Origin of the sequence: Nostoc sp. 'Peltigera membranacea cyanobiont' 210A (assembly GCF_002246015.1) — a bacterium.
Taxonomy (GTDB): domain Bacteria; phylum Cyanobacteriota; class Cyanobacteriia; order Cyanobacteriales; family Nostocaceae; genus Nostoc.
Genome location: NZ_NOLJ01000002.1, coordinates 914,765 through 937,878, shown reverse-complemented (window position 1 = coordinate 937,878; position 23,114 = coordinate 914,765). Strand labels below are relative to the sequence as shown.

16 protein-coding genes and 1 tRNA gene are annotated in these 23,114 nt (G+C 41.6%); 9 read left to right on the top strand and 8 right to left on the bottom strand.

The genetic code is table 11. The features are described 5' to 3' along the window. Positions 1-508: 508 nt before the first annotated feature. Positions 509-4,441, top strand: coding sequence for a CHAT domain-containing protein (locus tag CDG76_RS09015; RefSeq protein WP_442946370.1), 3,933 nt, complete (start codon positions 509-511; stop codon positions 4,439-4,441). Here the strand turns inward: CDG76_RS09015 and CDG76_RS09010 are convergent. The 3 genes from CDG76_RS09010 to CDG76_RS09000 form a co-directional block, all read right to left on the bottom strand. Next, a complete protein-coding gene (locus CDG76_RS09010) occupies positions 4,438-4,806 on the bottom strand; it encodes a hypothetical protein (RefSeq protein ID WP_094348677.1) in 369 nt (122 codons plus the stop codon). The genes CDG76_RS09015 and CDG76_RS09010 overlap by 4 nt on opposite strands. Positions 4,807-5,012: 206 nt before the next feature. Then, positions 5,013-6,002 (bottom strand): TniQ family protein, encoded by a 990-nt coding sequence (locus CDG76_RS09005; RefSeq protein WP_094348676.1) that lies wholly within the window; start codon positions 6,000-6,002, stop codon positions 5,013-5,015. A gap of 50 nt (positions 6,003-6,052) precedes the next feature. Continuing rightward, positions 6,053-6,340 carry a helix-turn-helix domain-containing protein gene (locus CDG76_RS09000; RefSeq protein WP_094348675.1) on the bottom strand — a complete coding sequence of 96 codons (288 nt, stop codon included), beginning with the start codon at positions 6,338-6,340 and terminating at the stop codon, positions 6,053-6,055. Positions 6,341-6,486: 146 nt separating this feature from the next. On the opposite strand from CDG76_RS09000, the gene CDG76_RS08995 reads away from it, so the two are divergent. From CDG76_RS08995 to CDG76_RS08985, 3 genes are read left to right on the top strand one after another with little or no spacing between them, the layout of a single operon-like run. Further along, positions 6,487-9,183, top strand: coding sequence for a TnsA endonuclease C-terminal domain-containing protein (locus tag CDG76_RS08995; RefSeq protein WP_094348674.1), 2,697 nt, complete (start codon positions 6,487-6,489; stop codon positions 9,181-9,183). A gap of 2 nt (positions 9,184-9,185) precedes the next feature. Continuing rightward, a complete protein-coding gene (locus CDG76_RS08990; protein ID WP_094348673.1) occupies positions 9,186-10,337 on the top strand; it encodes an ATP-binding protein in 1,152 nt (383 codons plus the stop codon). Continuing rightward, complete coding sequence (locus tag CDG76_RS08985; protein ID WP_094348672.1) at positions 10,327-11,715, top strand: TniQ family protein; 1,389 nt, start codon at positions 10,327-10,329, stop codon at positions 11,713-11,715. The genes CDG76_RS08990 and CDG76_RS08985 overlap by 11 nt, the downstream gene beginning before the upstream one ends. A gap of 140 nt (positions 11,716-11,855) precedes the next feature. Here the strand turns inward: CDG76_RS08985 and CDG76_RS08980 are convergent. After that, a tRNA-Val gene (locus tag CDG76_RS08980) sits at positions 11,856-11,928 on the bottom strand. 143 nt (positions 11,929-12,071) lie between these two features. On the opposite strand from CDG76_RS08980, the gene CDG76_RS08975 reads away from it, so the two are divergent. Both CDG76_RS08975 and mazG read left to right on the top strand, forming a co-directional pair. Further along, the gene (locus CDG76_RS08975; protein WP_094348671.1) at positions 12,072-12,659 is read left to right on the top strand and encodes a metal-binding protein; all 588 of its coding nucleotides are present in this window, start codon (positions 12,072-12,074) and stop codon (positions 12,657-12,659) included. Between the two features lie 51 nt (positions 12,660-12,710). Continuing rightward, positions 12,711-13,529, top strand: coding sequence for a nucleoside triphosphate pyrophosphohydrolase (gene mazG / locus CDG76_RS08970; protein ID WP_094348670.1), 819 nt, complete (start codon positions 12,711-12,713; stop codon positions 13,527-13,529). A gap of 48 nt (positions 13,530-13,577) precedes the next feature. On the opposite strand, the gene CDG76_RS08965 is transcribed toward mazG, so the two are convergent. The 3 genes from CDG76_RS08965 to CDG76_RS08955 form a co-directional block, all read right to left on the bottom strand. Then, positions 13,578-14,786 carry a transporter substrate-binding domain-containing protein gene (locus tag CDG76_RS08965; protein ID WP_094348669.1) on the bottom strand — a complete coding sequence of 403 codons (1,209 nt, stop codon included), beginning with the start codon at positions 14,784-14,786 and terminating at the stop codon, positions 13,578-13,580. Between the two features lie 175 nt (positions 14,787-14,961). Then, positions 14,962-15,552: an aldehyde dehydrogenase family protein gene (locus CDG76_RS39380; protein WP_317616124.1), complete on the bottom strand. Its 591-nt coding sequence runs from the start codon at positions 15,550-15,552 to the stop codon at positions 14,962-14,964. An 87-nt stretch (positions 15,553-15,639) separates the two neighbouring features. Then, positions 15,640-17,628, bottom strand: coding sequence for a zinc metalloprotease HtpX (locus tag CDG76_RS08955; RefSeq protein WP_094348668.1), 1,989 nt, complete (start codon positions 17,626-17,628; stop codon positions 15,640-15,642). A gap of 409 nt (positions 17,629-18,037) precedes the next feature. On the opposite strand from CDG76_RS08955, the gene CDG76_RS08950 reads away from it, so the two are divergent. Next, complete coding sequence (locus tag CDG76_RS08950) at positions 18,038-19,345, top strand: glutamate-5-semialdehyde dehydrogenase (RefSeq protein WP_094348667.1); 1,308 nt, start codon at positions 18,038-18,040, stop codon at positions 19,343-19,345. 147 nt (positions 19,346-19,492) lie between these two features. Beyond that, complete coding sequence (locus CDG76_RS08945) at positions 19,493-20,443, top strand: L-lactate dehydrogenase (RefSeq protein WP_094348666.1); 951 nt, start codon at positions 19,493-19,495, stop codon at positions 20,441-20,443. A gap of 43 nt (positions 20,444-20,486) precedes the next feature. On the opposite strand, the gene CDG76_RS08940 is transcribed toward CDG76_RS08945, so the two are convergent. Next, positions 20,487-21,902, bottom strand: coding sequence for an isochorismate synthase (locus tag CDG76_RS08940; RefSeq protein WP_094348665.1), 1,416 nt, complete (start codon positions 21,900-21,902; stop codon positions 20,487-20,489). 312 nt (positions 21,903-22,214) lie between these two features. Here CDG76_RS08940 and menA point away from each other — a divergent pair, with 312 nt between their 5' ends. Then, positions 22,215-23,111, top strand: a complete 897-nt coding sequence (menA, locus tag CDG76_RS08935; protein ID WP_094348664.1) for a 2-carboxy-1,4-naphthoquinone phytyltransferase — start codon at positions 22,215-22,217, stop codon at positions 23,109-23,111. Positions 23,112-23,114 lie beyond the last annotated feature (3 nt).

The window sequence follows — 23,114 nt, the reverse complement described above, 5'->3', positions numbered from 1 at the left end:
GACAAACTCGACGGAGTGTTAGCAGAAATATTGCGCCATTGGGGAACAAATAGACTTGGGGAAGCAAAAGCAGATGAAGCGGAATATTTAGCAGTAGCTATTGTCGCATTTAGCAATCTAATTCAGCAATTCCCTTTGGGTAGCAAAGCCAGCAATATGGAAATTGCCATTACTGGCTATGAAGTCGCGTTGACAGTCTACACCAGAGAAGCCTTGCCTTTTGAATGGGCAGGAACGCAAAATAATCTCGCAATTGCCTACACGAATAGAATTAAAGGAAACAAGGCAGATAACATCGAAATTGCGATCGCTTCTCATACTGCTGCTTTAACTGTCTACACCAGAGAAGCTTTGCCTCAAGCTTGGGCAGCAACGCAAAATAATCTCGCTGCTGCCTACAGGGATAGAATTAAAGGAAACAAGGCAGATAACATCGAAATTGCGATCGCTGCTTNATACTGCTGCTTTAACTGTCACAACCAGGGAAGCTTTGCCTCAAGCTTGGGCAATGACGCAAAATAATCTCGCTCTTGCTTACTATTCTAGAATCAAAGGAGACAAGGCAGATAACATCGAAATTGCGATCGCGGCTTATACTGCTGCTTTAACTGTCTACACTAGAAAAGCTTGGCCTCAAGAATGGGCAACAACGCAAAATAATCTCGCAAATGCCTACAGGGAGAGAATTAAAGGGGACAAGGCAGATAACATCGAAATTGCGATCGCTGCTTTAACTGCTACTTTAACTGTCAGAACCAGAGAAGCCTTGCCTTTTGAATGGGCAGCAACGCAATATAATCTCGCAAATGCCTACAGGGATAGAATTAAAGGAGACAAGGCAGATAACATCGAAATTGCGATCGCTTCTCATACTGCTGCTTTAACTGTCTACACCAGGGAAGCTTTGCCTCAAGCTTGGGCAGGAACGCAAAATGATCTCGCAATTGCCTACAGCAATAGAATCAAAGGAGACAAGGCAGATAACATCGAAATTGCGATCGCTTTTCATACTGCTGCTTTAACTGTCTACACCAGGGAAGCTTTGCCTCAAGCTTGGGCAGGAACGCAAAATTATCTCGGATTTGCCTACAGGAATAGAATCAAAGGAGACAAGGCAGATAATATCGAAATTGCGATCGCTTCTCATACTGCTGCTTTAACTGTCTACACCAGGGAAGCTTTGCCTCAAGCTTGGGCAGGAACGCAAAATTATCTCGCAAATGCCTACTATTCTAGAATCAAAGGAGACAAGGCAGATAACATCGAAATTGCGATCGCGGCTTATACTGCTGCTTTAACTGTCTACACCAGAGCAGCTTTGCCTTTTGAATGGGCAGCAACGCAAAATGATCTCGGACTTGCCTACAGGAATAGAATCAAAGGAGACAAGGCAGATAATATCGAAATTGCGATCGCAGCTTTAACTGCTGCTTTAACTGTCACAACCAGAGAAGCTTTGCCTTTTGAATGGGCACGAATACAAGATAATCTCGGACTTGCCTACTATTCTAGAATCAAAGGAGACAGGGCAGATAACATCGAAATTGCGATCGCTTCTCATACTGCTGCTTTAACTGTCACAACCAGAGAAGCTTTGCCTCAAGAATGGGCAATGACGCAAAATAATCTCGCTTTTGCCTACAAGAATAGAATCAAAGGAGACAGGGCAGATAACATCGAAATTGCGATCGCTTCTCATACTGCTGCTTTAACTGTCACAACCAGAGAAGCTTTGCCTTTTGAATGGGCAATGACGCAAAATAATCTCGGATTTGCCTACAGGGATAGAATCAAAGGAGATAAGGCAGATAACATCGAAATTGCGATTGCTTCTCATACTGCTGCTTTAACTGTCTACACTAGAGAAGCTTTGCCTCAAGAATGGGCAACAACGCAAAATGATCTCGGATTTGCCTACAGCAATAGAATTAAAGGAGATAGGGCAGATAACATCGAAATTGCGATCGCTTCTCATGCTGCTACTTTAACTGTCACAACCAGAGAAGCTTTGCCTTTTGAATGGGCAGGAACGCAAAATTATCTCGCAATTGCTTACAGGAATAGAATCAAAGGAGACAAGGCAGATAACATCGAAATTGCGATTGCTTCTTATACTGCTGCTTTAACTGTCTACACCAGAGAAGCTTTGCCTATTGATTGGGCAATGACGCAAAATAATCTCGCAAATGCTTACTGGGATAGAATTAAAGGAGACAGGGCAGAGAATATCGAAATTGCGATTGCTTCTTGTACTGCTGCTTTAACTGTCTACACCAGAGAAGCTTTGCCTTTTAATTGGGCAGGAACGCAAAATAATCTCGCAAATGCCTACAGGGATAGAATTAAAGGAGACAGGGCAGATAACATCGAAATTGCGATCGCTGCTTATACTGCTGCTTTAACTGTCACAACCAGGGAAGCTTTGCCTTTTGAATGGGCAGGAATGCAACATAATCTCGCTCTTGCTTACTATTCTAGAATCAAAGGAGACAAGGCAGATAACATCGAAATTGCGATCGCTTCTCATACTGCTGCTTTAACTGTCACAACCAGGGAAGCTTTGCCTCAAGCTTGGGCAATGACGCAAAATAATCTCGCTCTTGCTTACTATTCTAGAATCAAAGGAGACAAGGCAGATAACATCGAAATTGCGATCGCTGCTTATACTGCTGCTTTAACTGTCTACACCAGGGAAGCTTTGCCTCAAGCTTGGGCAGAAACTTTGTCGATGCGGGGAATTGCTCTTGCTCATCAAGATACAAACAAGTTTGACTCAGCATACAACGATTTTGAGTCTGCTATTGTTACTGTAGAATCTTTACGGGAAGAAATAGTATCTGGAGAAGAAAGCAAACGCAAACAAGCAGAACAGTTTAACCACGTTTATCGCCACATGGTAGAAGTTTGCAGGAAATTAAATAAGATTACCGAAGCAATTGAATATGTTGAACGTAGTAAAACCCGCAATTTAGTTGAGCAAATTCTCGAACGCGACTCTAAAAACATCTTCCCTCCAGAAGTATTCACTCAATTAGAAAAATACAGGGATGAAATAGCCGTAGGACAATATCAAATCCAAAATGGCAAAGCTGAAAATCCCCAAGTTCTAGCACAACATCTCCAAAAGTTGCGACAGCAGCGTAATGAATTGCAAAACTGCTACTTACCCGTTGGTTATGGTTTCAAATTTAACTCATTCCAACCTACTTTGGATGAGCGTACAGCCATTATCGAGTGGTATCTTCTCAATGACAAAATTCTGGCGTTTATTGTCACAAAAAGACGGGAGGTAACAGTTTGGCAATCCCAACCAGAAGATAGAAAAGCTTTGGTAAATTGGATAATTCAATATTTGCAGAACTACGACGAGCAAAAAGACCAATGGATGAATAAATTAGGGGAAGAACTCAAACAATTAGCCTCCATTTTGCACATTGATGAAATATTAAACCAGATACCAAAGCACTGCGATAAACTCATTCTAATTCCCCATCGATTCCTGCATTTATTCCCTCTTCATGCAATTCCAGTAAATCAAAATTCTAAAAATTCGCGCTGTCTTCTAGATTTATTTGCTGGTGGTGTGAGTTATGCACCCAGTTGTCAACTACTGCAACAGGTACAACAACGCAAACGTCCTGATTTTAAATCCTTGTTTGCCATCCAAAACCCCACAGGTGATTTAAACTATACAGATTTAGAAGTACAAGTTATTCAAAGTTACTTTAATACTGCCAACGTCCTGAAAAAATCGGCAGCAACTCTCACAGCAATTAATGATTCTGACTTAAATACTTACCACTGCACCCACTTTAGCTGTCACGGGTATTTTAACTTCACAAATCCCGGTAAATCAGCCCTAATTTTGGCGAATGCACCGATCGCAGACATATCAACAAAACCCAACTCCGAACGTTACCTGAATTTACGAGTAGGGGAAACCCACGATTTAGAAAAATGTCTTACCTTAGATAAAATCTTCGCTCTTAATTTAGAACAATGTCGTCTCGTCACACTTTCCGCCTGCGAAACTGGATTAATTGATTTTGACAATGCCAGCGATGAATATATTGGATTACCTAGCGGTTTTCTATTAGCAGGTAGTCCTAGTGTCGTTAGTTCCCTATGGGAAGTAGATGACCTTTCCACCAGCTTTTTGATGATTAAATTCTACGAAAACTTATTCAAACTTGCTCGATTGGAAGCAGGAGATGTTGCCATAGCCCTTAAGCAAGCTCAAAACTGGCTGCGAAATCTGACTATTGAGGGATTAGACAGATTCTTGGAGGAACACAAAACCCAGATTGAAAAAGTCCTTGCTCAACTAAGAGTAGGACAACGCATCATATTTCAAGAATCTTTGAAACTAATCAAGCAACGTCAACCCCTACCTTTTGCAAATCCCTACTACTGGGCTGGATTTACAGCATCTGGACTTTAAGCACCAGATTCGGGGACTTTACAAAACTTTTTCGCACCTAGTTTAAACACGCAAATACTGAGTGCAGTTGCTATACCAGGAGGAATGGAAATACCAATAGCGATCGCTTCTATAGCTGGAGCAAGCAATCCAGATTCCAAGGCTTCTCTAACTTCTTCCTGACAGACAAATTGGCGGGATTTTTCCAACCAATCATTTAATCCTCTATCTGCTTCCTGTGCAGTTTCCCGCATAACCAGCAGTGGAACGGCATCGTCTAAATAACCTTCACACTCTTCGATAGTATCCAAAGCTACTAAAGCCTGGGGATTATCTGCCAATTCGCTGCGAAACTGACTAATTTCCTCTGGTGTAACAGTAATCATCGAGTTTTAACCAGTAAATAAATACACAAAAACCTTGGGTAATTATACATCTAATGCCGAATCCAGAGATGTGGTGCTGACACGATATCAATAATAGAAGTAATTTTGGAGTGCGATGTCTACGACGGGCTACGCCTACGCCCATTTTCAACAACCAGAAAAATTCACCTAGATACTTGGTTAATTAACACATTTTTCTGGTGCTTCTATAACTTTAATTCCAGACTAAAATTCCCGAACAATATCTTGCCCAATTCCTTAAAATCTGACCCAAACAACTGGAATACACTAATCTTCGCCTTCTCGCACACAGGAATAATCAACTTCACCAAATGATAAGGTTGACTTTGATTTGTTGTTGAGGCTATCCTCAACGATTCCATGATTCCTCCTAAATCTCCCAATAACTTCACATCCTTTCCAATTGCTTGTTCAAACACTAACAAAATCAATTGTAATTTTCGGGTTAACTCGATCGGGATGGGTTTATAACCTAATTGGGGAGTAAGTGCAATTAATTCGCTAATTCCTTGAATATTAACTCGATATTTCTCTATTTCTTCTTCGCCTTTAATTTCCTGTCCTAACCACCCGTAACAACGAGAACAAAATCCCGCAGGTGAAAGCCTAGCCATCACAGGTAAACGGGCACCACAATGAGAACATTCTTCTATTAATCGCTGTTTGTGAATCAAACAAAATTCTACGTCCTTAAATGACCATGATAATGGTTCATAGATAGTTTTGTTCTTCTGCATCCACTCTTCACAACAACAAGGACACCAAGCGCGATAGTTCCGAAATAATCCCTTGTCATAAATCATTCCTTTCCAGCTTAAAAGGGTCAAAAAGCGTAAATCCTGACGCATTGTTAACTCTTCTAAGACAGTGACTAACTTTTCTGTCATTTCTCGCATTCCGTTAATAGCCGGTTTAGCGTCGCTATTTCCCAATAGGTGACTCAGATTTTTTGACAATAGCTCAGATTTATCCTCATCTTTGAGAATAAGTGGCGCAATTTCTCCCATAACGAGCTTCTCAGAGGTTAAACAATGCGCCTGCGCTAAACGATGGAGATAGCTACTAAGACTTTCTGCATAGGGAGTTCCCACTGCCACAGGTTCAAGAGAAAATAACCGACTCCGTTGCGGGATTTCTAGAGGATTTAGGCTCCAATGTTCTGAGTAAATAGTCATCCCTCTTGGATTAACCTAAACGCTGGTACTTTAGTTTTAACAGCTAAATTTTAGGGATTAGTTTGCGATTCACTCTTAACCTCGATGCCGTAATTAACAAAGAGATCGGAGACAGATATCTCCAAAGCTGCGGCTAACTTAACAATATTTTTTAACGAAGGGTTACGCTCCCCGGTTTCGATTCCTGAGATGTAGTTGCGATGAAGTCCTGACTTTTCAGCCAGTTCTTCTTGGGATAAATCTAGCTCTCGCCTTCGCCGCCTAATGGCTTTGCCAAAGCGGTACTCAATACTGGGGTGTTTTTGCGTCACAAAACAATACTGAACCAGTATCACCATTAAATCTATCTACTATCAGTGGACTTTTGCACAATATAAGTGTTATAAAGTTAAGTAGTATAGCATCAGGCAAGCAAGTTCCTAACTTTATGGTCTTATTTTGATAGATTCATAAAATAAAGCGCAAAGTGCTTAGTAAGGAGTATATGAAAGAGCAATTTGAACAATGGGTTGCTCGCCTTCAAATATCCGAGGCAGGGCAAAAAATTATTGAGAAAGTTCGCTCATCTGAGCCATCCCGTCGCGTTGGTGGCGGTAGCAAGAATGTTTCGGGACGCTACCCTAGTCGCAAGATGGGAGTCACGATTCAATTTGAGTCTCATCGGGTTGAACTGCCAATTATCTATCAGTTAGAACATGATAAAGATGTTCTAGAATTCTACGATCAACCACCGCAAATTAAACTTGACTATCAAGCAAGTAACGGACGTAGATTAGGCGTTTTACACACCCCAGATTTATTTGTCATCCGAACCAATTCGGCTGGTTGGGAAGAGTGTAAAACTGAGCAGGATTTGAAAAAACTAGCAGAGAAAAACCCCAATCGTTACTTTTACTCTGAAGAAAATAATCAATGGCATTCCTTGCCAGGAGAAGTTTATGCTAACCAGTTTGGGCTTTATCACCGCATTCATTCAGATCGCGAAATCAATTGGGTTCTGCAACGTAATTTGCAATTTTTAGAAGATTATTATCGCTCAGAATCTCTAGTAGTGGAAGAAGCGATCGCTCAATCATTACTTGCAATTGTGTCATCTCAACCAGGAATCACTTTAGCAGAATTACTCAATCGGTCAACAGGAGCTAAATCTGACGATATCTACACCTTAATTATTCAAGAGCAAATCTATATTGATTTAAATGCTACACCACTAGCTGAACCAGAAAGATGTCTAATCTTCCGTGACGAGCAAACTGCTAGTGCTTATAGATTAATGGTTGAGCAACCAAGTGTAAGTCTTCCGGCTATCTCTCCTGTAGTCAATATTGTTACTGGAGCAACTGTTAGTTGGGACGGCAAAGGTTTAAATATCATCCATGTTGGAGAAACAGAGGTTATACTTGGCGCAGAAAATAATCAGTTAATTGAACTCAAAAAAGCTATATTTGAGAATCTGGTTCGCCAAGGAAAAATCACAAGTCTCCAAACACCAGAAAAAACAGCTATTAGCACAGAATCTTGGCAGCGATTTCATCAAGCTAGTCCTGAAGACCAAGCAGAAGCCCTTGAACGCTACAAAACTATCGAACCTTACTTAAACGGACATCCTCCAGAAAACGAAACAATACCAGCCCGTACCATTCGTCACTGGAAAGCTAAATATTTAATTGCAATTCAAAAATACGGTTGCGGCTACATTGGGCTTTTGTCCCATCGCAGTGTCAAAGGTAATCGACAGCGCAAGCTGCCCGAAGACACCTTAGCAATTATGGAGAAGTTTATTTTAGAAGACTATGAAACTCTTAAACAAAAAAGAATGTGGGAGGTTCACGCGGCTTTAGTTCGAGCTTGCGAAGAAGCTGGTGTAATTGCTCCGAGCTATAAAGCATTTACCAAAGAAGTACAACGCCGGACTGGTTACGAACAGACTAAAAAACGCCAAGGTCGTCGTGCCGCTTATCAGCATGAATCCTTCTATTGGGAGCTTGCTATAACTACCCCAAGACACGGCGATCGCCCTTTTGAAATTGGGCATATAGATCATACTGAGTTAGATGTAGAGCTAGTTTGCTCTGATACAGGTCGCAATCTTGGCAGACCTTGGGCAACATTTCTCGTAGATGCTTATTCACGGCGATTGCTGGCAGTTTACCTAACGTTTGACTCACCCTCATATCGTTCTTGCTTAATGGTGCTAAGAATTTGTGTCAAGCGTCATGGCAGGCTTCCCCAAATTGTAGTGGTAGATAACGGTGCAGAGTTTCACAGCGTTTACTTTGAAACACTACTAGCTACTTTTGAATGTACAAAAAAGCAAAGACCCCCAGCCAAAGCTCGTTTTGGTTCGGTTTGCGAACGCCTATTTGGAACTTCCAATACTCAATTTGTCCATAACTTACTTGGTAATACACAAATCACTCGTAATGTCCGCCAAGTCACTAAGTCAGTTAACCCTAAAAATCTAGCTGTATGGACACTTGGTTTACTTTATGAATATCTTTGTGCTTGGGCTTACGAAGTTTATGATACAGACGAACATCCGGCACTTTTCCAGAGTCCGAGGGATGCGTTTGCTGCGGGTATGGCGATTGGAGGCAGTCGGGTTCACCGCATGATTCCTTACGATGAAAACTTTCAGATTCTTACCCTACCTACAACCTCAGAGGGAAAAGCAAAAGTTCAAGTTGGACGCGGCATAAAAATTAACTACATATACTACTGGTCTAATAGTTTCCGCGATCCTCAAATTGAAAATACCTCTGTGCAGATAAGATACGACCCGTTTAATATTGGCATCGCTTACGCCTTTGTTCGAGGACAGTGGGTACAGTGTATCTCTCAATATTATGCAGAACTCCAAGGTCGTTCAGAAAAAGAACTGAAGTTAGCTAGTATCGAGTTACGCAAACACTATTCAAATCATACACAACAATCTAAAGTTTCGGCTAAGAATTTAGCAGAATTTTTAGCATCGGTAGAAGCTCAAGAAGCTCTATTAGAACAGCGTTCCTATGATGCAGAAGTTAAGGAAGTCTTTAGGGTAATCGAGGGTGGAAAAGCGACAACAAGCCGTAACGAAGAACCAAAACTTATTCAAGTTACTTTTGCCAATACCGATTTTCAAGCGGATGAAGATGAAGCGATCGTCCCAGAAACACTTGTAGTGTATGAGGAGTTTTAACTATGACAAAATCTACTGGATTTCCGCTTGAACTCCTCACACGGCCTGCTACAGAAAGGCTTGCTTACTTTGAAAATTACACCGTAGCGCATCCTCGACTTAAAGAAGTCTATGAAATTCTCATGCGAACGATTGCCGAACCAGCAGGAGCTTCATTTATCTTTGTTTACGGTGCTAGTGGTGTTGGTAAAACAACTTTGCGACTCCGCGTTGAGCAGAAATTAACAGAACTAGCATTACCTAAATTGGAAAGCGATCGCGCTCGTGTTCCTGTTGTTGGTATTGAAGCTATAGCGCCAGAATCGAGATACTTCAACTGGAAAGAATACTACACACGCGCCTTAATTACTTTGGAAGAACCATTAATCGATCACAAGTTTGATTACGGTGTGCGTGGTATCTCTCGCGATAATTTTGGCAAAATTAATGTTGAGTCGAAAGTAGTTGCACCTGCTCTACGCAGAGCTTTAGAAAATGCTCTCATCCATCGTCATCCAGACGTATTTTTTGTAGATGAAGCACAACATTTTGGTAAGGTGGCAAGCGGATACAAACTACAAGATCAATTAGACTGTCTCAAATCTTTAGCAAATATGACAGGCATCTTGCACTGTCTATTAGGAACATACGAACTACTTACATTCCGTAATTTGAGCGGTCAACTCTCACGTCGTAGTGTTGATATTCATTTCCGCCGTTATTGTGCTGATAGCCCAGAAGATGTACAGGCTTTTAAGAGTGTGTTGTTAACTTTTCAACAGCATCTGCCACTAGCAGAAACTCCAAATTTAGTCGATCATTGGGAATATTTTTACGAACGTACTTTAGGATGTATTGGCACACTGAAAGATTGGCTGAAGCGTGTTCTTAGTGATGCTTTGGATCGAGAAGCAACAACAATCACTCTCAAAGATTTACAAAAACGTGCTTTGTCGGTTGCTCAGTGTCAGAAAATGTTCAAGGAAATTCAAGAGGGTGAACGACAATTATCTGAAACAGAAGCAGATGTGCAAAACTTACGCTCTGCATTAGGACTTGGCGCAAAACCAATTGTGCTACCCGAAGAAACCCCAAAAACTACTCGTCCGCCAGGAAAGGTTGGCAAACGCAAACCTAAAAGAGATCCCATCGGAGTGCAGCAAGATGTTAGCTAGTGTATTAGAAACATACGAATCTTGGAATTTAAAAAAGCCATTAATTCCACAACGTAGTCGCCTCTATCAACCTCAACCTGTAGGTATTGGGACTCCTTACATAGAGAGTTTAACAGGTTATATCACACGGATAGCAGAGTTGCATGGAGTTCTTCCAGGAGTCTTGATGACTAGAGAAATTGCTCCGCTTGTCAATAAAATATATTTCCAAAATGGAGCTAATCGAGGTTTTCGTGAAATATTCAACCGTAGTCAAGCGTTAAATGGCATGGGAGAGATGGCAGCAGATTTAGTTCAAGTGTTGCAAAAATTGACGCTTAGAGATGACTTGCGTTTTTTAACCATGCTGTTTTGGTCTAACATTTTGACTCCACGCAATTTATTTCGTACCAGAAAAGCTTGGTGTCCAATTTGTTATCAAGAGCGGCATCAAAATGGGCTGGTAGTCTATGAGCAATTGCTTTGGACAATTAACCTAATTACAATTTGCCCGCAGCATCAAAAACCCTTGGTTGAACTTTGCCCTCACTGTAATCATGAATCACCTTTGTTAAACTGGCGCTCAAGACCTGGTTACTGTTCAAAGTGTGGAGAGTGGTTAGGCGCAAATCAATGCCTTAAGACATTTACAGATGGTGAAGGATCAATAAAATTACAGTTGGAGTGGCAGTATTGGACTGCCAATGTTGTAGGAGAGCTAATTTTAGCTTCTCAATGCTTTGAATCTGCCCCATCAAAAGAAAATATTACAAAATCATTAAATATAGTTATTGATAAAGTTGCGGAAAATAATGCAGCTGCATTTTCTCGTCTTATTGGAGTACCAAAAAATAGTTTGTGGATGTGGCAGTCTACTAAAACCTTGCCAGAGCTAAATACACTTCTGAAAATTTGTTACGAATTAGAGATATCGTTGGTAGAATTTCTTACTCCAAAAAATCTAATTACTAAATCTTTTACAAAAATCTCGCAGAAGCACCTCCAACTTTCTCGCACACCAAGGGTATCTCCAAAATCTTTCGACCAATATCAAGTAAAAGATGCTTTATTAGCAATACTTGCAGGTAATGAAGAACCACCACCAACAATGGAAGAAGTTGGAAAGCGTTTAGGTCATCACAACAGAACTATTTCTAGACACTTTCCAGATTTGTGTAGTGCTATTTCTGCTAAATGTCGTAATTACAATAAAGCTTGCCGTCTCAAAAGCATAGAAAAACTTTGCAGCGAAGTTAGAGAGATTGTCCTTAGCCTTAATGCTCAGGGTGTGTATCCCACAGAAGGTCGTGTTTGTGAATTAATGCCAAATCCGGGGTGTTTTAGATATAAACAAGTCCGCGCTGCTTTTAATGATGCACGACGTGAGTTTGGTTTGTAAGCTGTTATATGTAAAACTAGAACAGCTTATATAACTGGAACCATAACCTTGCCACCCTTTATTGGAAGCATAAGCTTGCCGTTGCGGCAAAGTTATGGGTAAAGTCACATCTAAGCTGTCTCTAGCCTTTATTTACTGAATGGGCAGTACCAGACTCGAACTGATGACATCCTGCTTGTAAGGCAGGCGCTCTACCAACTGAGCTAACCGCCCGTTTGACTAATCCTTAACTAATATAGCAAAAGATTTCGCATTGCGCTAGTAGTTTCAAGAAAATCTTTTTTTCTCTTATACTGACTCAGTATTCAGTTACTCAGCACTGGCTCAACGCCCTGCTATCACTAACAGGATTTAGGATGCCCTCTGGTCGGACGCACGATCGCATTACTATGTATGCTCTGCCATTGGTGGCGGGCGTTACTTTTTGGCAAACTCGCAGTAGCAGTGCGACTTTGTTGGTTGCAGGCGGGTTTCTCTTTGGTGGGCTGATGTTTGGCCCCGATTTGGATATTTACTCTGTGCAATTCCAACGCTGGGGTTTCTTGCGTTGGATTTGGCTACCTTATCAAAAAAGTCTGCGGCATCGTTCTTTTTTATCCCACGGGCCGATTATTGGTACGATTTTGCGGGTGATTTATCTGGGGTGTTTGCTTGCTATTTTGGCAATTTTCATTTTGGCGATCGCTCAAAGGTTATGGAATCTGAGTTTTAGTTGGCAGGATTTGGGACAAACTGTGGGGCGATCGCTCGTACAATACGATACTGAATATGTCGCCCTATTTTTGGGGTTGGAACTTGGTGCGATGAGTCATTCTCTTAGCGATTGGGGGGGTTCGGCTTATAAGCGGGTAAGAAAACAGGGGGTTCGGGGGTTGCTTCCTAGTGGCAAAATTAAGAGGCGGAAAGTGAGGGGTGGTAGTCGTCGGGCGAGAGTGAAGAAATAATTTTTTTAAACGCAAAGGAACGCTAAGGGAAGCGCAGAGGTACGCAGAGGTATGGAAAAGCAAGAAGAGAGTTTGGCGGCGTTGCAGGAGTTGATTGAGGTGGTGGCGAAGTTGCGTCAGCCTGATGGTGGTTGTCCTTGGGATTTGGCGCAAACTGCCGAAACGCTGACTCCTTATGTGATTGAGGAGGCTTATGAGGTGGTGGATGCGATTAAGAGTGGGGATAAGGGTGCGATCGCAGAGGAGTTAGGCGATTTATTATTACAGGTGGTATTACAAGCCCAAATCGCTAGTGAATCGGGGCAATTTTCTCTTAAAGAGATCGCTCAGGGGATTTCCCAAAAGTTGATTCGCCGTCATCCTCATGTGTTTGGTGATGTGTCGGTTGCCAGTGTGGATGAGGTGCGGCAAAATTGGGAACAAATCAAAGCTGCGGAAAAGGGCGAAGCATCTCCAAACGCGCAAAAATTTAGTGCTAAACTCGCTCGTTATCGACGTACTCTTCCCCCACTGACGGCGGCGATGAAGATTTCTCAAAAAGCTGCTGCGATCGGGTTTGAATGGGAAAATATTCAGGGTGTTTGGGATAAGTTTCATGAGGAGTTGGGAGAGTTCCAGCAAGCTTTAGCTGAGGAAACACCCAAACGGCAAGAAGCAGAATTAGGCGATTTACTATTTGCCGTGATTCAGCTAGCGCGTTGGCATAATCTTGACCCCAGCACCGCTTTGCAAGGCACAAATCAGCGCTTTGTCCAGCGATTAGAAAAAATGGAGGCGGCTGTTGACCGTCCCCTTTCTGATTACAGTTTGAATGAGTTAGAAACTCTCTGGCAACAAGCAAAAGCTCAACTTGCGAAAGAGGGGTATTAGTCATTTGTCATTAGTTTTCTTCCCCTGCCTCCTCTGCCCCCTCCTTCTTCAAGATTTTTCAGCATCAAACCACTTATCATATAGCGATTGATAAGTGCCATTTTCTTTGAGACTCAGCAAAGCCTGATTAATTGGTTTGCGGTAGGGACTGTTGTTGGGCAGGATGATGCCGTAGCTTTCTTCACGCAAGATACTGCCAACAATTTGTATCTTTCCTTTGCCTTCATTGGCAGCATAGAAGAGCAGTACAGGCGCATCAAACACTACGGCATCAGCTTTTTTTGTTTGCAGAGCATTGTAAGCTTGCTCAATCTTAGTAACTTCTAAAATTGAAATCTTATGTTCTCGCAGGTATGTGGCGGCTGTGCTACCCGCAGTTGTGGCCACTACCTTGCCAGGTAAATCGTCTATACTCCTGATATCGCCCTGAAGCTGTTGCACTGTCAATGAGGTAGTCGCGCTGGCTGTAAAGTAGGCCGCAAAAAGTACTCCGATGAACATCCAAACAATACCTACTAAGCGTCCCATTACTCCCTTGGGCATTTCGTCAGCTTGGGTTGCTAAGGTGGCAGCTGCCCACCAACAGGCTTTGAAAATGCCAGGAAAGTATGATTTGGGAATCATCCCATCTTTGTGATGGCGTTCAGATAACCAAATAATATGGGCTGCTACGACAATTAACACCAGGGCAACGCCTATTACCTGCAAGAGGCTAGCAGAGAAAAACAATTGCAAAATATTTGGAAAGGCGCCGTTATTGCTTTCTGGGTTTCTGACCATAATTTGCAGTCCCCCAGAAAAAATAGGTAATGAGAAATCAAAATTCTGCTCGCGTTCGGCTGTAATTGAAATGGCTGAAATCCCCAAGTTGGCTTTCCTTTCCTTAATAGCCGAAAGCAGTTGCGGCACACTGGAATATTCAATAAATTTAGACTCTACACCTATTTTGTTAGCGATGCTGCGCCAGAGGTCGATACTGAACCCCGATAGCTCATCTTTGTTTGATAGCACAAAAGGCGGTATAACTCGTGTAGCTACTAACAACGGTTGTTGGAGTTGTGAGGATTGTTGAGGTTCCGGTTTTTGGGCCACTCCTGGGGACGCCATTAACAACAATGCCAGAATTCCACCTACTAATCCTATGCAGGTATACAGTGCTAAGGAACGCTTGCTTTTGTTTTTCGGGTCATATCTGCCAATTGAGCTGTTTTTCCCAGCTATAAATTGGCGAAATCTACTAGCGATCGCATTTATCATCAGAATTCTCTTAGGGTTGTGTGCATAATCTATTTATCATGCCCACGCCATACCAAATATCACGTTCATCATCTTCCTAAAACCAATTTTTTTCAGATTTAGGGGGATGAATAGACAAACAAGGGCATAAGGGGACAAAGCGAGAAAATCCTCCCCTTGTCCTCTTCGGCTCGAACTACAACTTGATGGTAACGGTCTTAACTTCGGTATATTGTTGCAAGCCATATTCGCCTAGTTCGCGACCAATATCAGACTGCTTAAATCCACCGAAGGGTGCAGCAGCATCGAATACGTCATAGCAATTTACCCACACAGTACCAGCCCGAAGATTGTTGGCGATCCCATGAGCTTTGGTAATATCCTGAGTCCACACAGCGGCGGCGAGTCCGTACATTGTGTGATTCGCCCGTTGAATGACTTCCTCTATCTTTTGAGCAATATGGATGTAAACGATTTCAGTCAACAAATGCGAACCCCAAATTAACAAATGCGAACCCCAAATTAACAAATGCGAACCCCGAAATAGCAAATGCGAACCCCGAAATAGCAAATGCGAACCCCAAATCAACAAATGCGATCGCCGAAATAACAAATGCGATCGCCGAAATAGCAAATGCGATCGCCGAAATAGCAAATGCGAACCCCAAAGCAGCAAATGCGAACCCCAAAGCAGCAAATGCGAACCCCAAAGCAGCAAATGCGATCGCCGTATTGTCCTGCCTCCTGCCTGGTTGTTGAGCGTAGTCGAAACACTGCCCCCTTCCATAAAAAACGGAGGCAGTTACTAACTACCTCCTGACAAATTAAAGCTTGGATGGACTGAGAAATGCTTTCACAGCAGCCTAGAAACTCGCTAGCTGCGGCTCAAAAACATAATCAAAACCACTCCCAGGATAATCGATCCACCGCCAAGGATGAATGACCAGAAGCGATGGTAACTGTTGACAATAGTGCCATTTTCACTCTGGAGTTGAATTAGATCCATCCAAGGCGCAACACCTCGACGGAACCAACCCACAGCCCCAACTTGTTCGCCAATCAAGCTTTGGACTCGCTTCATCCCAAACAGAAAATTACCGATAGGGCCAAAGCGTGAGGCGTAATGCAGATAAAGCATTCCACTACGATCTTGAATTTTTAAATCGGAACCAAATTTATAACCAGCGTCGCCACGACCAATAAGTTGACCTTCCAGTTTTGCTGGTTGTCCACGCAACGGACTGGCATAAGGGTCGGACATCAGAGTGAGAATATCGGTTTCCGGTGCTTGCTTGTAGTCGGGGAACATCACCAAGGCTTTGATGAGGATTCCAATCCCTAAGCCAATTAGTGGCGCACCCAATACTAAACCTGTGTTTTGCGAACTTGACAACAAAATCACACCTGTTACCAAGCCAGCGAAGAAACCAATTGTTTCAGCGCCGTACAGTACAACATCTAAAAAGAAGTTGCCGTAAAGCCTACTCTTATTAAGAGTTTTACCTTCTCCAATAACTCGCCCCATATCAAACTCAGTCGGTAAACCCAATTGTTCGGCATAGTTGCTCAATGCACGAACTCGTTTACCTGTCAAGGGATGAGTGGAATTTAACTCCATCCACCTACCCCAAGGGTTAAACATATCCCACAGAAAGACGCGACCAATTTTTTGGGTATCGGATGCAATGCGGTAGGCGGTTCCTGTGGAAGCGGCGGCTTTATGGTCATAGATACCCAATGCGCGAGTCCCTTCAATTAAACGGCTGGGTTCTTGTGTGCGCGAACCTTCTTCTAAAATTCCGTAGGCAATCTTCACCAAAGCGCGGGATAATCCATTGGGATTACCTGTACTTTCGGCTGCAAAGTGGTCGGCAAAATATTCCCGTGTGCGCGAGAGGTACAGCACTAGATAAGTACCGATGACATAAAACACGTAAGCAACTAAGGCAGCAGTTTGCATCGCATCTTTAATTTTGCTATCGCCACCGCCACGCCCAAATCTTCTGGCTGTGCTGTAAATTAGGTAACAAATTTGTACTAAGGTAGAAGCTACTGTCATCACTGCAAAGTCCCAGTGGACTATGTGCCCCAATTCGTGAGCGTAGACGGTAGCAATTTCGTCGTCATCAAGGTATGTGAAAAGTCCCTGACTGACAACCAAACGGGCGCTGTTCGGCAATGAACCATAAGTAAAAGCTGTGGGGTTTTGGTCGTCAATAATTCCCAAACGCGGCGTTTTTAGCTTTTTCTGCTCACAGACTTGGCGAATAACTTTAGCTGTCTCTGGACTGAGGGTTTCAACTTCTGCCAACTCTACCCAGCGAGTTTGGTAAAGCCAGCCTTGAGTTAAGTCCATGATGAATGGAGATATGAAAAAGGCGGCGATATTAAAAACTAGGGTAATACCAATAGCGATCGCTAATCCTTGGAGTGGATTATCGTTACCCAAAATAAATACTAAGCTCAAACCTAAAGCCAAAACCATGCCAAACAGCAAGGTCATGGTGACACCAGAAGCTAACGCCAAACTACCACCCACTCCCCCCATTGCTAATTTCATCCCAGTAGTGGCAGCACGACCAGCTTTTTGGCTAGCTTTAGGTGGCGTTTGGCGGAAGGATTGACTAGCTTGTTCTGCCCAACTGCGAGCCTGTGGATTTTCACTCATTATTAACTTTTGACAGAGAGCCTTGGCTTTTTCGGTTTCGCCTGTGGCTTGATAAGCTTTCATCAGCCACATCTGTGCTGAAAGATAATCTGAGGAATTGTGTTCAACAGAGTCGCGGCAGAATTGTTCGAGTAATTCAACCGCTTCTTGATAACGTTTTTGGTTTAAGGCATCTAATGCAGATTGCAATGACATAGGATCTCCCTACTAAAGGAGTGGTATTTGATCTATCAATACTCAATAGATCCAGCGATCGTCACTGCAATTTCGTAAAAATTTAATTAATGACAGTATAAAATATCTACTTAAGTAAAAGACTAGAGAAACATATATTACTATGTCTCTCTAGCCTGGGGAACGCATAAATCATTTTTAAGATTTTCAAATAAAACCTGTAATAATATTTATAATATTTTTGTTACGGTAAACTTACTACCTTCTTTGTCCGTGTTTGATATTTAGAGAATAAATGTTTTCAACCCAGTCTTGCTTCACCCGATTAGAGTAATTATTGATTACCCAAATGGTTCACCCGATTGGAGGAAGACGAATGATGAACATAACCTGAGATTGATAAGATGAGGAAAAGGTAAAGATTTGTACTATGACTATTTTTGATATAGCTTCTCCCCTAATTGCGATCGCAGGACAAACTCGCCAAGCTGCAAGTAAGCTAGCGATTCTCTCTACTGAGGCAAAAAATCAGGCAATTGAAGCGATCGCCCAAGCTTTAGAATCAGCTAGAGATGAAATTTTACAAGCAAATGTTGCTGATTGTAAAGCTGCTGATGCCGAAGGAATTCCCCAACCACTTTATAAACGCTTGCAGTTGGATGAACATAAATTAAGAGATGCGATCGTTGGAGTACGAGATGTTGGTAAGCTAGACGATCCTATTGGTAAAGTCCAGATTCACCGCGAACTTGACACTGGTTTAGTTCTCAAGCGCATCACTTGTCCTTTAGGCGTTTTGGGAATTATTTTTGAAGCCCGTCCAGAAGCGGCGATTCAAATTGTTTCCTTAGCAATCAAATCGGGAAATGGTGTAATCCTCAAATGTGGAAAGGAAGCGGTGCGTTCTTGTGAAGCGATAGTTAAAGCAATTAAGCAGGGATTATCGCAAACTGCTGTTAACCCAGATGCGGTACAGTTGCTGACAACTAGAGAAGAAACTCTAGAACTTTTGAAATTAGATAAATATGTAGATTTAATTATTCCTAGAGGTTCTAATTCCTTTGTCAGATTTGTGCAGGAAAATACGCGTATTCCGGTACTAGGCCACGCCGACGGAATTTGTCATCTTTATATAGATAAAGCTGCCGATATTTCTAAAGCAGTTCCGATTACCGTCGATGCCAAAGCGCAATATCCTGCTGTTTGTAATGCAATTGAAACTTTGCTAGTTCACCAATCAATTGCTACAGAATTTTTACCCAAAGTTGCTGAAGCTTTGCAAGAACGCCATGTGGAATTAAGAGGCGATAAACGCACCTTGAAAATTTTACCTAACATTGTAGCTGCAACAGAAATAGACTGGGAAACAGAATACAGCGATTTTATTTTGTCCATAAAGATTGTAGACTCTATAGAAGATGCGATCGCTCATATTAACGAATATGGTTCTCGTCATACTGATGCGATTATCTCTGAAGATTCAGCACCTGTGGAAACCTTCTTTGGACTAGTAAATTCAGCCAATATATTCCACAATTGTTCTACCCGATTTGCTGATGGCTTCCGCTATGGTTTCGGTGCAGAAGTAGGGATTAGTACACAACAAATGCCTCCCCGCGGCCCTGTTGGTTTGGAAGGATTAGTTACATACAAATATCAAATGACTGGCGATGGTCATATTGTAGCTACTTACACCGGGGCAAATGCTAAAGCTTTTAGTCATCAAGATTTAGTGTAAAGTATTCTCACATATAGGACTCATGTCTGATTTCTGAACAAAATTTAAAATGAAACCCAGATAAAACTGGCTTTTCAGTCTCAATATATTTTCAAAAATCAAATTGGAGTCCTATAGTAAAGCCAGTTACAAAAAAGTAGATTTCGCATGAGTCGCAAAATATCTAAGGTCGGTATTATTGGTGCGGGTAATGTGGGTGCAGATGTAGCAAATGCTTTAGTGCTACTCGGTAAATGTGTAACAGTCGTCCTTTTTGACCGAACTTTATCAAAAGCTGAGGGGCAAGCATGGGATATTGAAGACACCATTCCCCTACTTCAAGACATGGAGATTATACCATCAAATCAGTATGAAGATTTAGCGGATTCTGATATTATTGTCGTGACTGTTGGGGTACAGCAAAAAGAAGGACAAAGCCGATTAGATATATTGAGCGATAATGCAGAAATCATGCGTTCAACAATAAAAGAATTGGATCGAGTTGCACCCAATTCAATCATACTTATCGTTAGCAATCCAGTGGATGTACTAACACGGATTGCGATCGCCAGTTCTACTAGAGCAGAAAACCTAATTTTCGGTTCAGGAACCGTTCTTGATACTGCTAGACTGAGATATCAACTTGGTAAGCGACTGAACGTTAGTAAACAAGACGTTCATGTTTATGTGATTGGAGAGCATGGAGACAGTGAATTTGTCGTTTGGTCTAGTGCATTTATTGGGGGAATTTTGTTAGCTGAATTTCCCATACCACAAGGAGCAACGCTGGAAGAAATTCAGCAAGAGTACGCAGAGTTAACCCGTAAGCGAGGTTATAACATTTCTGAACGTAAAGGAAATACTAGCTATGGCATATCAATAGTAGTTTGTCAGTTAGTTGATGCCATCCTACGAGATGAAAAGCAGATATTTCCAGTATCGGTGATAGCAGATTCTAACTATGGAGTTGGTGGTGAAGTTGTTCTTGGACTTCCATGTATCATTAGTTCTCAAGGTATTGAGCGCCAACTGGTGTTACCAAGAAATGCTCATGAACAACGTTTATTAGAAGAGTCAGCCACCAAACTGAATGAAGCCTACAGTTCTTTGGATAATTAAAATCAACTCAAATAGTCTGTTTAAAAACGTCCTTTTTTGAATGTTAAACTAGCGCTTTCAGTAAAGCTTGAAGTTTCAGCTGCACCTCAGCAAACTCTTTGTCAGGATCAGATCCCGCGACGATACCAGCACCAGCATACAATCTCGCGCGATCGCCATCAATTAATGCTGAACGAATTCCCACAATAAACTCACAGTTTCCCTGAGAATCTATCCAACCTAAAGGCGCAGCATACAAACCTCTCTCGAAGCTTTCATAACGACGAATTTCGGCACAAGCTACATCTTGAGATGCACCTGCAACGGCTGGTGTAGGATGCAATTGTCCGACTATCCTTAATGGGTGTATGTCAGCGGGAACCATAGCACTGATTGGTGTCCATAAATGCTGGATATTCGATAATTGTCGCAGTCGTGGTGCTAATATTTGCGGTAATAAACCTAACTGGGATAGGCGTTGTGTAATGAAATCAAGCACTAGCGAATGTTCGTGCTTTTCTTTTTCACTATTTAGTAAGCGATTGGCATTAGCTGCATCTTCAGCAGGGGTTTTACCTCGTGGCGCAGAACCAGCTAAAGCATCAGTGATTAACTGTTGATTATTAATACTAATTAATCTTTCTGGACTTGCACCAATAAAATTTTGTCCTTTGCCATTACTTGTAGAAAAGATATAACAATTAGGATGGTTTTGTCGAAGATTATTTAATGATTTAACTAATTTAAACTGATTGCTTGATTTTACATCTAATATATCTGCTAGGACAATCTTCGTTAAATGGTTAGACCGAATTTTTTCTAAAGCAGATACTACTGAACGTTTAAATTTATCAGCATTTGTGACAGATTTTTTATATAAGTTTGTAGGAAAATAATCAATATTAGCAGAGTAATTTTCTAAAGTTTGGATAAATTCAATTTTATTTTGCATTTTCTCCAAAAATCTTTCAATATTTATATTTGGATTGATAATTATATTTGTTACTAATATGCAACGCTGATTTTTTACGGCTACTTGCCAACGTGGAAGAAAAATGGTAGCAGATGGAAATGGATAATCTACTTGAGCGTTTTTATCAAAAAAGCTGAAATAACAAAAAAAGTGAGGACCAGAAAAAGGTTGGTTTGCGTTACCAAAATTAATTATATTTTTTAGACAAGATTTGATAAAATATTCTGCTTGATTAAAACGGTCTGAGCCATCAATCTGTAATTTTGCTACAGCATCAATTGCCGCGATCGCTTCTCCTTTACCTCTGTCCTCAAAGTAAAAATTTATTTCATTTGCTTGTGTAAGTTTATCTAATACAAGTAAAGGGTCAACTAAATCAATTTCTTGGGAGACACTGACAATTTGTCTGCAATTATTTTTCACGCACTTTTCTTGCACTGCTACCAGAAATTGATATAAATCTTTGTGCTTTACAAAGAAGTTGCTACGACATGGTGAAACTGTCATGGATTTAACGATAGTAAATTTTTTTTAAGTTAACTTCCTAAAGTGTAATTAATCGTGGTCGTATTTTTACAGGTAACATATTAAGTTGCTATTTCACCAGCGTAGGGTTTGCCTTATTTGTGGTGTTCTCAGACTATGATAAGACAGTTTCAGCCTGAGACTGCAACGTGAGGGTGAGTGTTAACAACACAAGGTTAACAAGCCATCGTAAAAGTGACAGTTGTTTATATATCACCCATATCTAATCGTCTCTTTAAATCATAAAATCTAAAGTGTGAGTAAATATTCTGGTAATTTAATTAATCACAGCTGATGACTACCAAGCAAATTTTATATCCCAACACTAAGTTATGGATGGCAGCGATTAAACCGCCAATGTATAGCGTTGCCATTATGCCCATTTGGGTAGGAACAGCAGTGGCATTTGCCGAAACTAAAATTTTCAATAGTGTAGTATTTTCTACTTTTGTAGCTGCGGCAATCTTAATTCTTGCCTGGGAAAATATCAGTAATGATGTGTTTGATTCCGAAACAGGTATTGACCAAAATAAGCATCATTCTCTGGTGAACTTAACAGGCAATAAGCCATTGATATTTTGGATAGGAAATTTGTGTTTAGGTTTGGGGTTGCTGGGCATACTAGCGATCGCCTTTTGGCAACATGACCTAACTGTGATCGGCATCATTCTACTATGCTGCGGTTTAGGCTATACGTACCAAGGGCCTCCCTTTCGTTTAGGATATCAGGGTTTAGGCGAGATTATTTGCTTTTTTGCCTTTGGCCCTTTAGCAGTGGAGGCAGCCTACTACAGCCAAACCCAAACTTGGTCAATGACAAGTTTAGCAGCCTCAGTGATTGTCGGGATTGCCACAACCTTAATTTTGTTTTGCTCACACTTTCACCAAGTTAAGGATGACATAGCCGCAGGTAAGCGATCGCCTATCGTCCGTCTCGGAACCCAAAAAGGGGCCCAAATCCTAGTTTGGTTTACTGGTAGCATTTATCCTCTCACCTTGCTATTTGTACTATTGGGGATTTCTCCAGCTTGGACGTTATTAAGTTGGGTAAGTTTACCATTTGCCTTCAAATTATGCCGCCACGTTCAAGAAAATCACAACCAACCGGACAAAGTTAGTAACTGTAAATTCATCGCCGTAGCCGTGCATTTCTGGGCTTGCTTGCTGTTCGGGCTGGGATTTATGCTTTAGCAA

What these genes read in the sequence shown, in the direction of transcription:
- CDG76_RS09015 (WP_442946370.1), top strand. Translation starts at nt 509, where the DNA reads ATGACGCAAAATAATCTCGCTCTTGCTTACTATTCTAGAATCAAAGGA.
- CDG76_RS09010 (WP_094348677.1), bottom strand. Translation starts at nt 4,806, where the DNA reads ATGATTACTGTTACACCAGAGGAAATTAGTCAGTTTCGCAGCGAATTG.
- CDG76_RS09005 (WP_094348676.1), bottom strand. Translation starts at nt 6,002, where the DNA reads ATGACTATTTACTCAGAACATTGGAGCCTAAATCCTCTAGAAATCCCG.
- CDG76_RS09000 (WP_094348675.1), bottom strand. Translation starts at nt 6,340, where the DNA reads ATGGTGATACTGGTTCAGTATTGTTTTGTGACGCAAAAACACCCCAGT.
- CDG76_RS08995 (WP_094348674.1), top strand. Translation starts at nt 6,487, where the DNA reads ATGAAAGAGCAATTTGAACAATGGGTTGCTCGCCTTCAAATATCCGAG.
- CDG76_RS08990 (WP_094348673.1), top strand. Translation starts at nt 9,186, where the DNA reads ATGACAAAATCTACTGGATTTCCGCTTGAACTCCTCACACGGCCTGCT.
- CDG76_RS08985 (WP_094348672.1), top strand. Translation starts at nt 10,327, where the DNA reads ATGTTAGCTAGTGTATTAGAAACATACGAATCTTGGAATTTAAAAAAG.
- CDG76_RS08975 (WP_094348671.1), top strand. Translation starts at nt 12,072, where the DNA reads ATGCCCTCTGGTCGGACGCACGATCGCATTACTATGTATGCTCTGCCA.
- mazG (WP_094348670.1), top strand. Translation starts at nt 12,711, where the DNA reads ATGGAAAAGCAAGAAGAGAGTTTGGCGGCGTTGCAGGAGTTGATTGAG.
- CDG76_RS08965 (WP_094348669.1), bottom strand. Translation starts at nt 14,786, where the DNA reads ATGATAAATGCGATCGCTAGTAGATTTCGCCAATTTATAGCTGGGAAA.
- CDG76_RS39380 (WP_317616124.1), bottom strand. Translation starts at nt 15,552, where the DNA reads ATGGAAGGGGGCAGTGTTTCGACTACGCTCAACAACCAGGCAGGAGGC.
- CDG76_RS08955 (WP_094348668.1), bottom strand. Translation starts at nt 17,628, where the DNA reads ATGTCATTGCAATCTGCATTAGATGCCTTAAACCAAAAACGTTATCAA.
- CDG76_RS08950 (WP_094348667.1), top strand. Translation starts at nt 18,038, where the DNA reads ATGACTATTTTTGATATAGCTTCTCCCCTAATTGCGATCGCAGGACAA.
- CDG76_RS08945 (WP_094348666.1), top strand. Translation starts at nt 19,493, where the DNA reads ATGAGTCGCAAAATATCTAAGGTCGGTATTATTGGTGCGGGTAATGTG.
- CDG76_RS08940 (WP_094348665.1), bottom strand. Translation starts at nt 21,902, where the DNA reads ATGACAGTTTCACCATGTCGTAGCAACTTCTTTGTAAAGCACAAAGAT.
- menA (WP_094348664.1), top strand. Translation starts at nt 22,215, where the DNA reads ATGACTACCAAGCAAATTTTATATCCCAACACTAAGTTATGGATGGCA.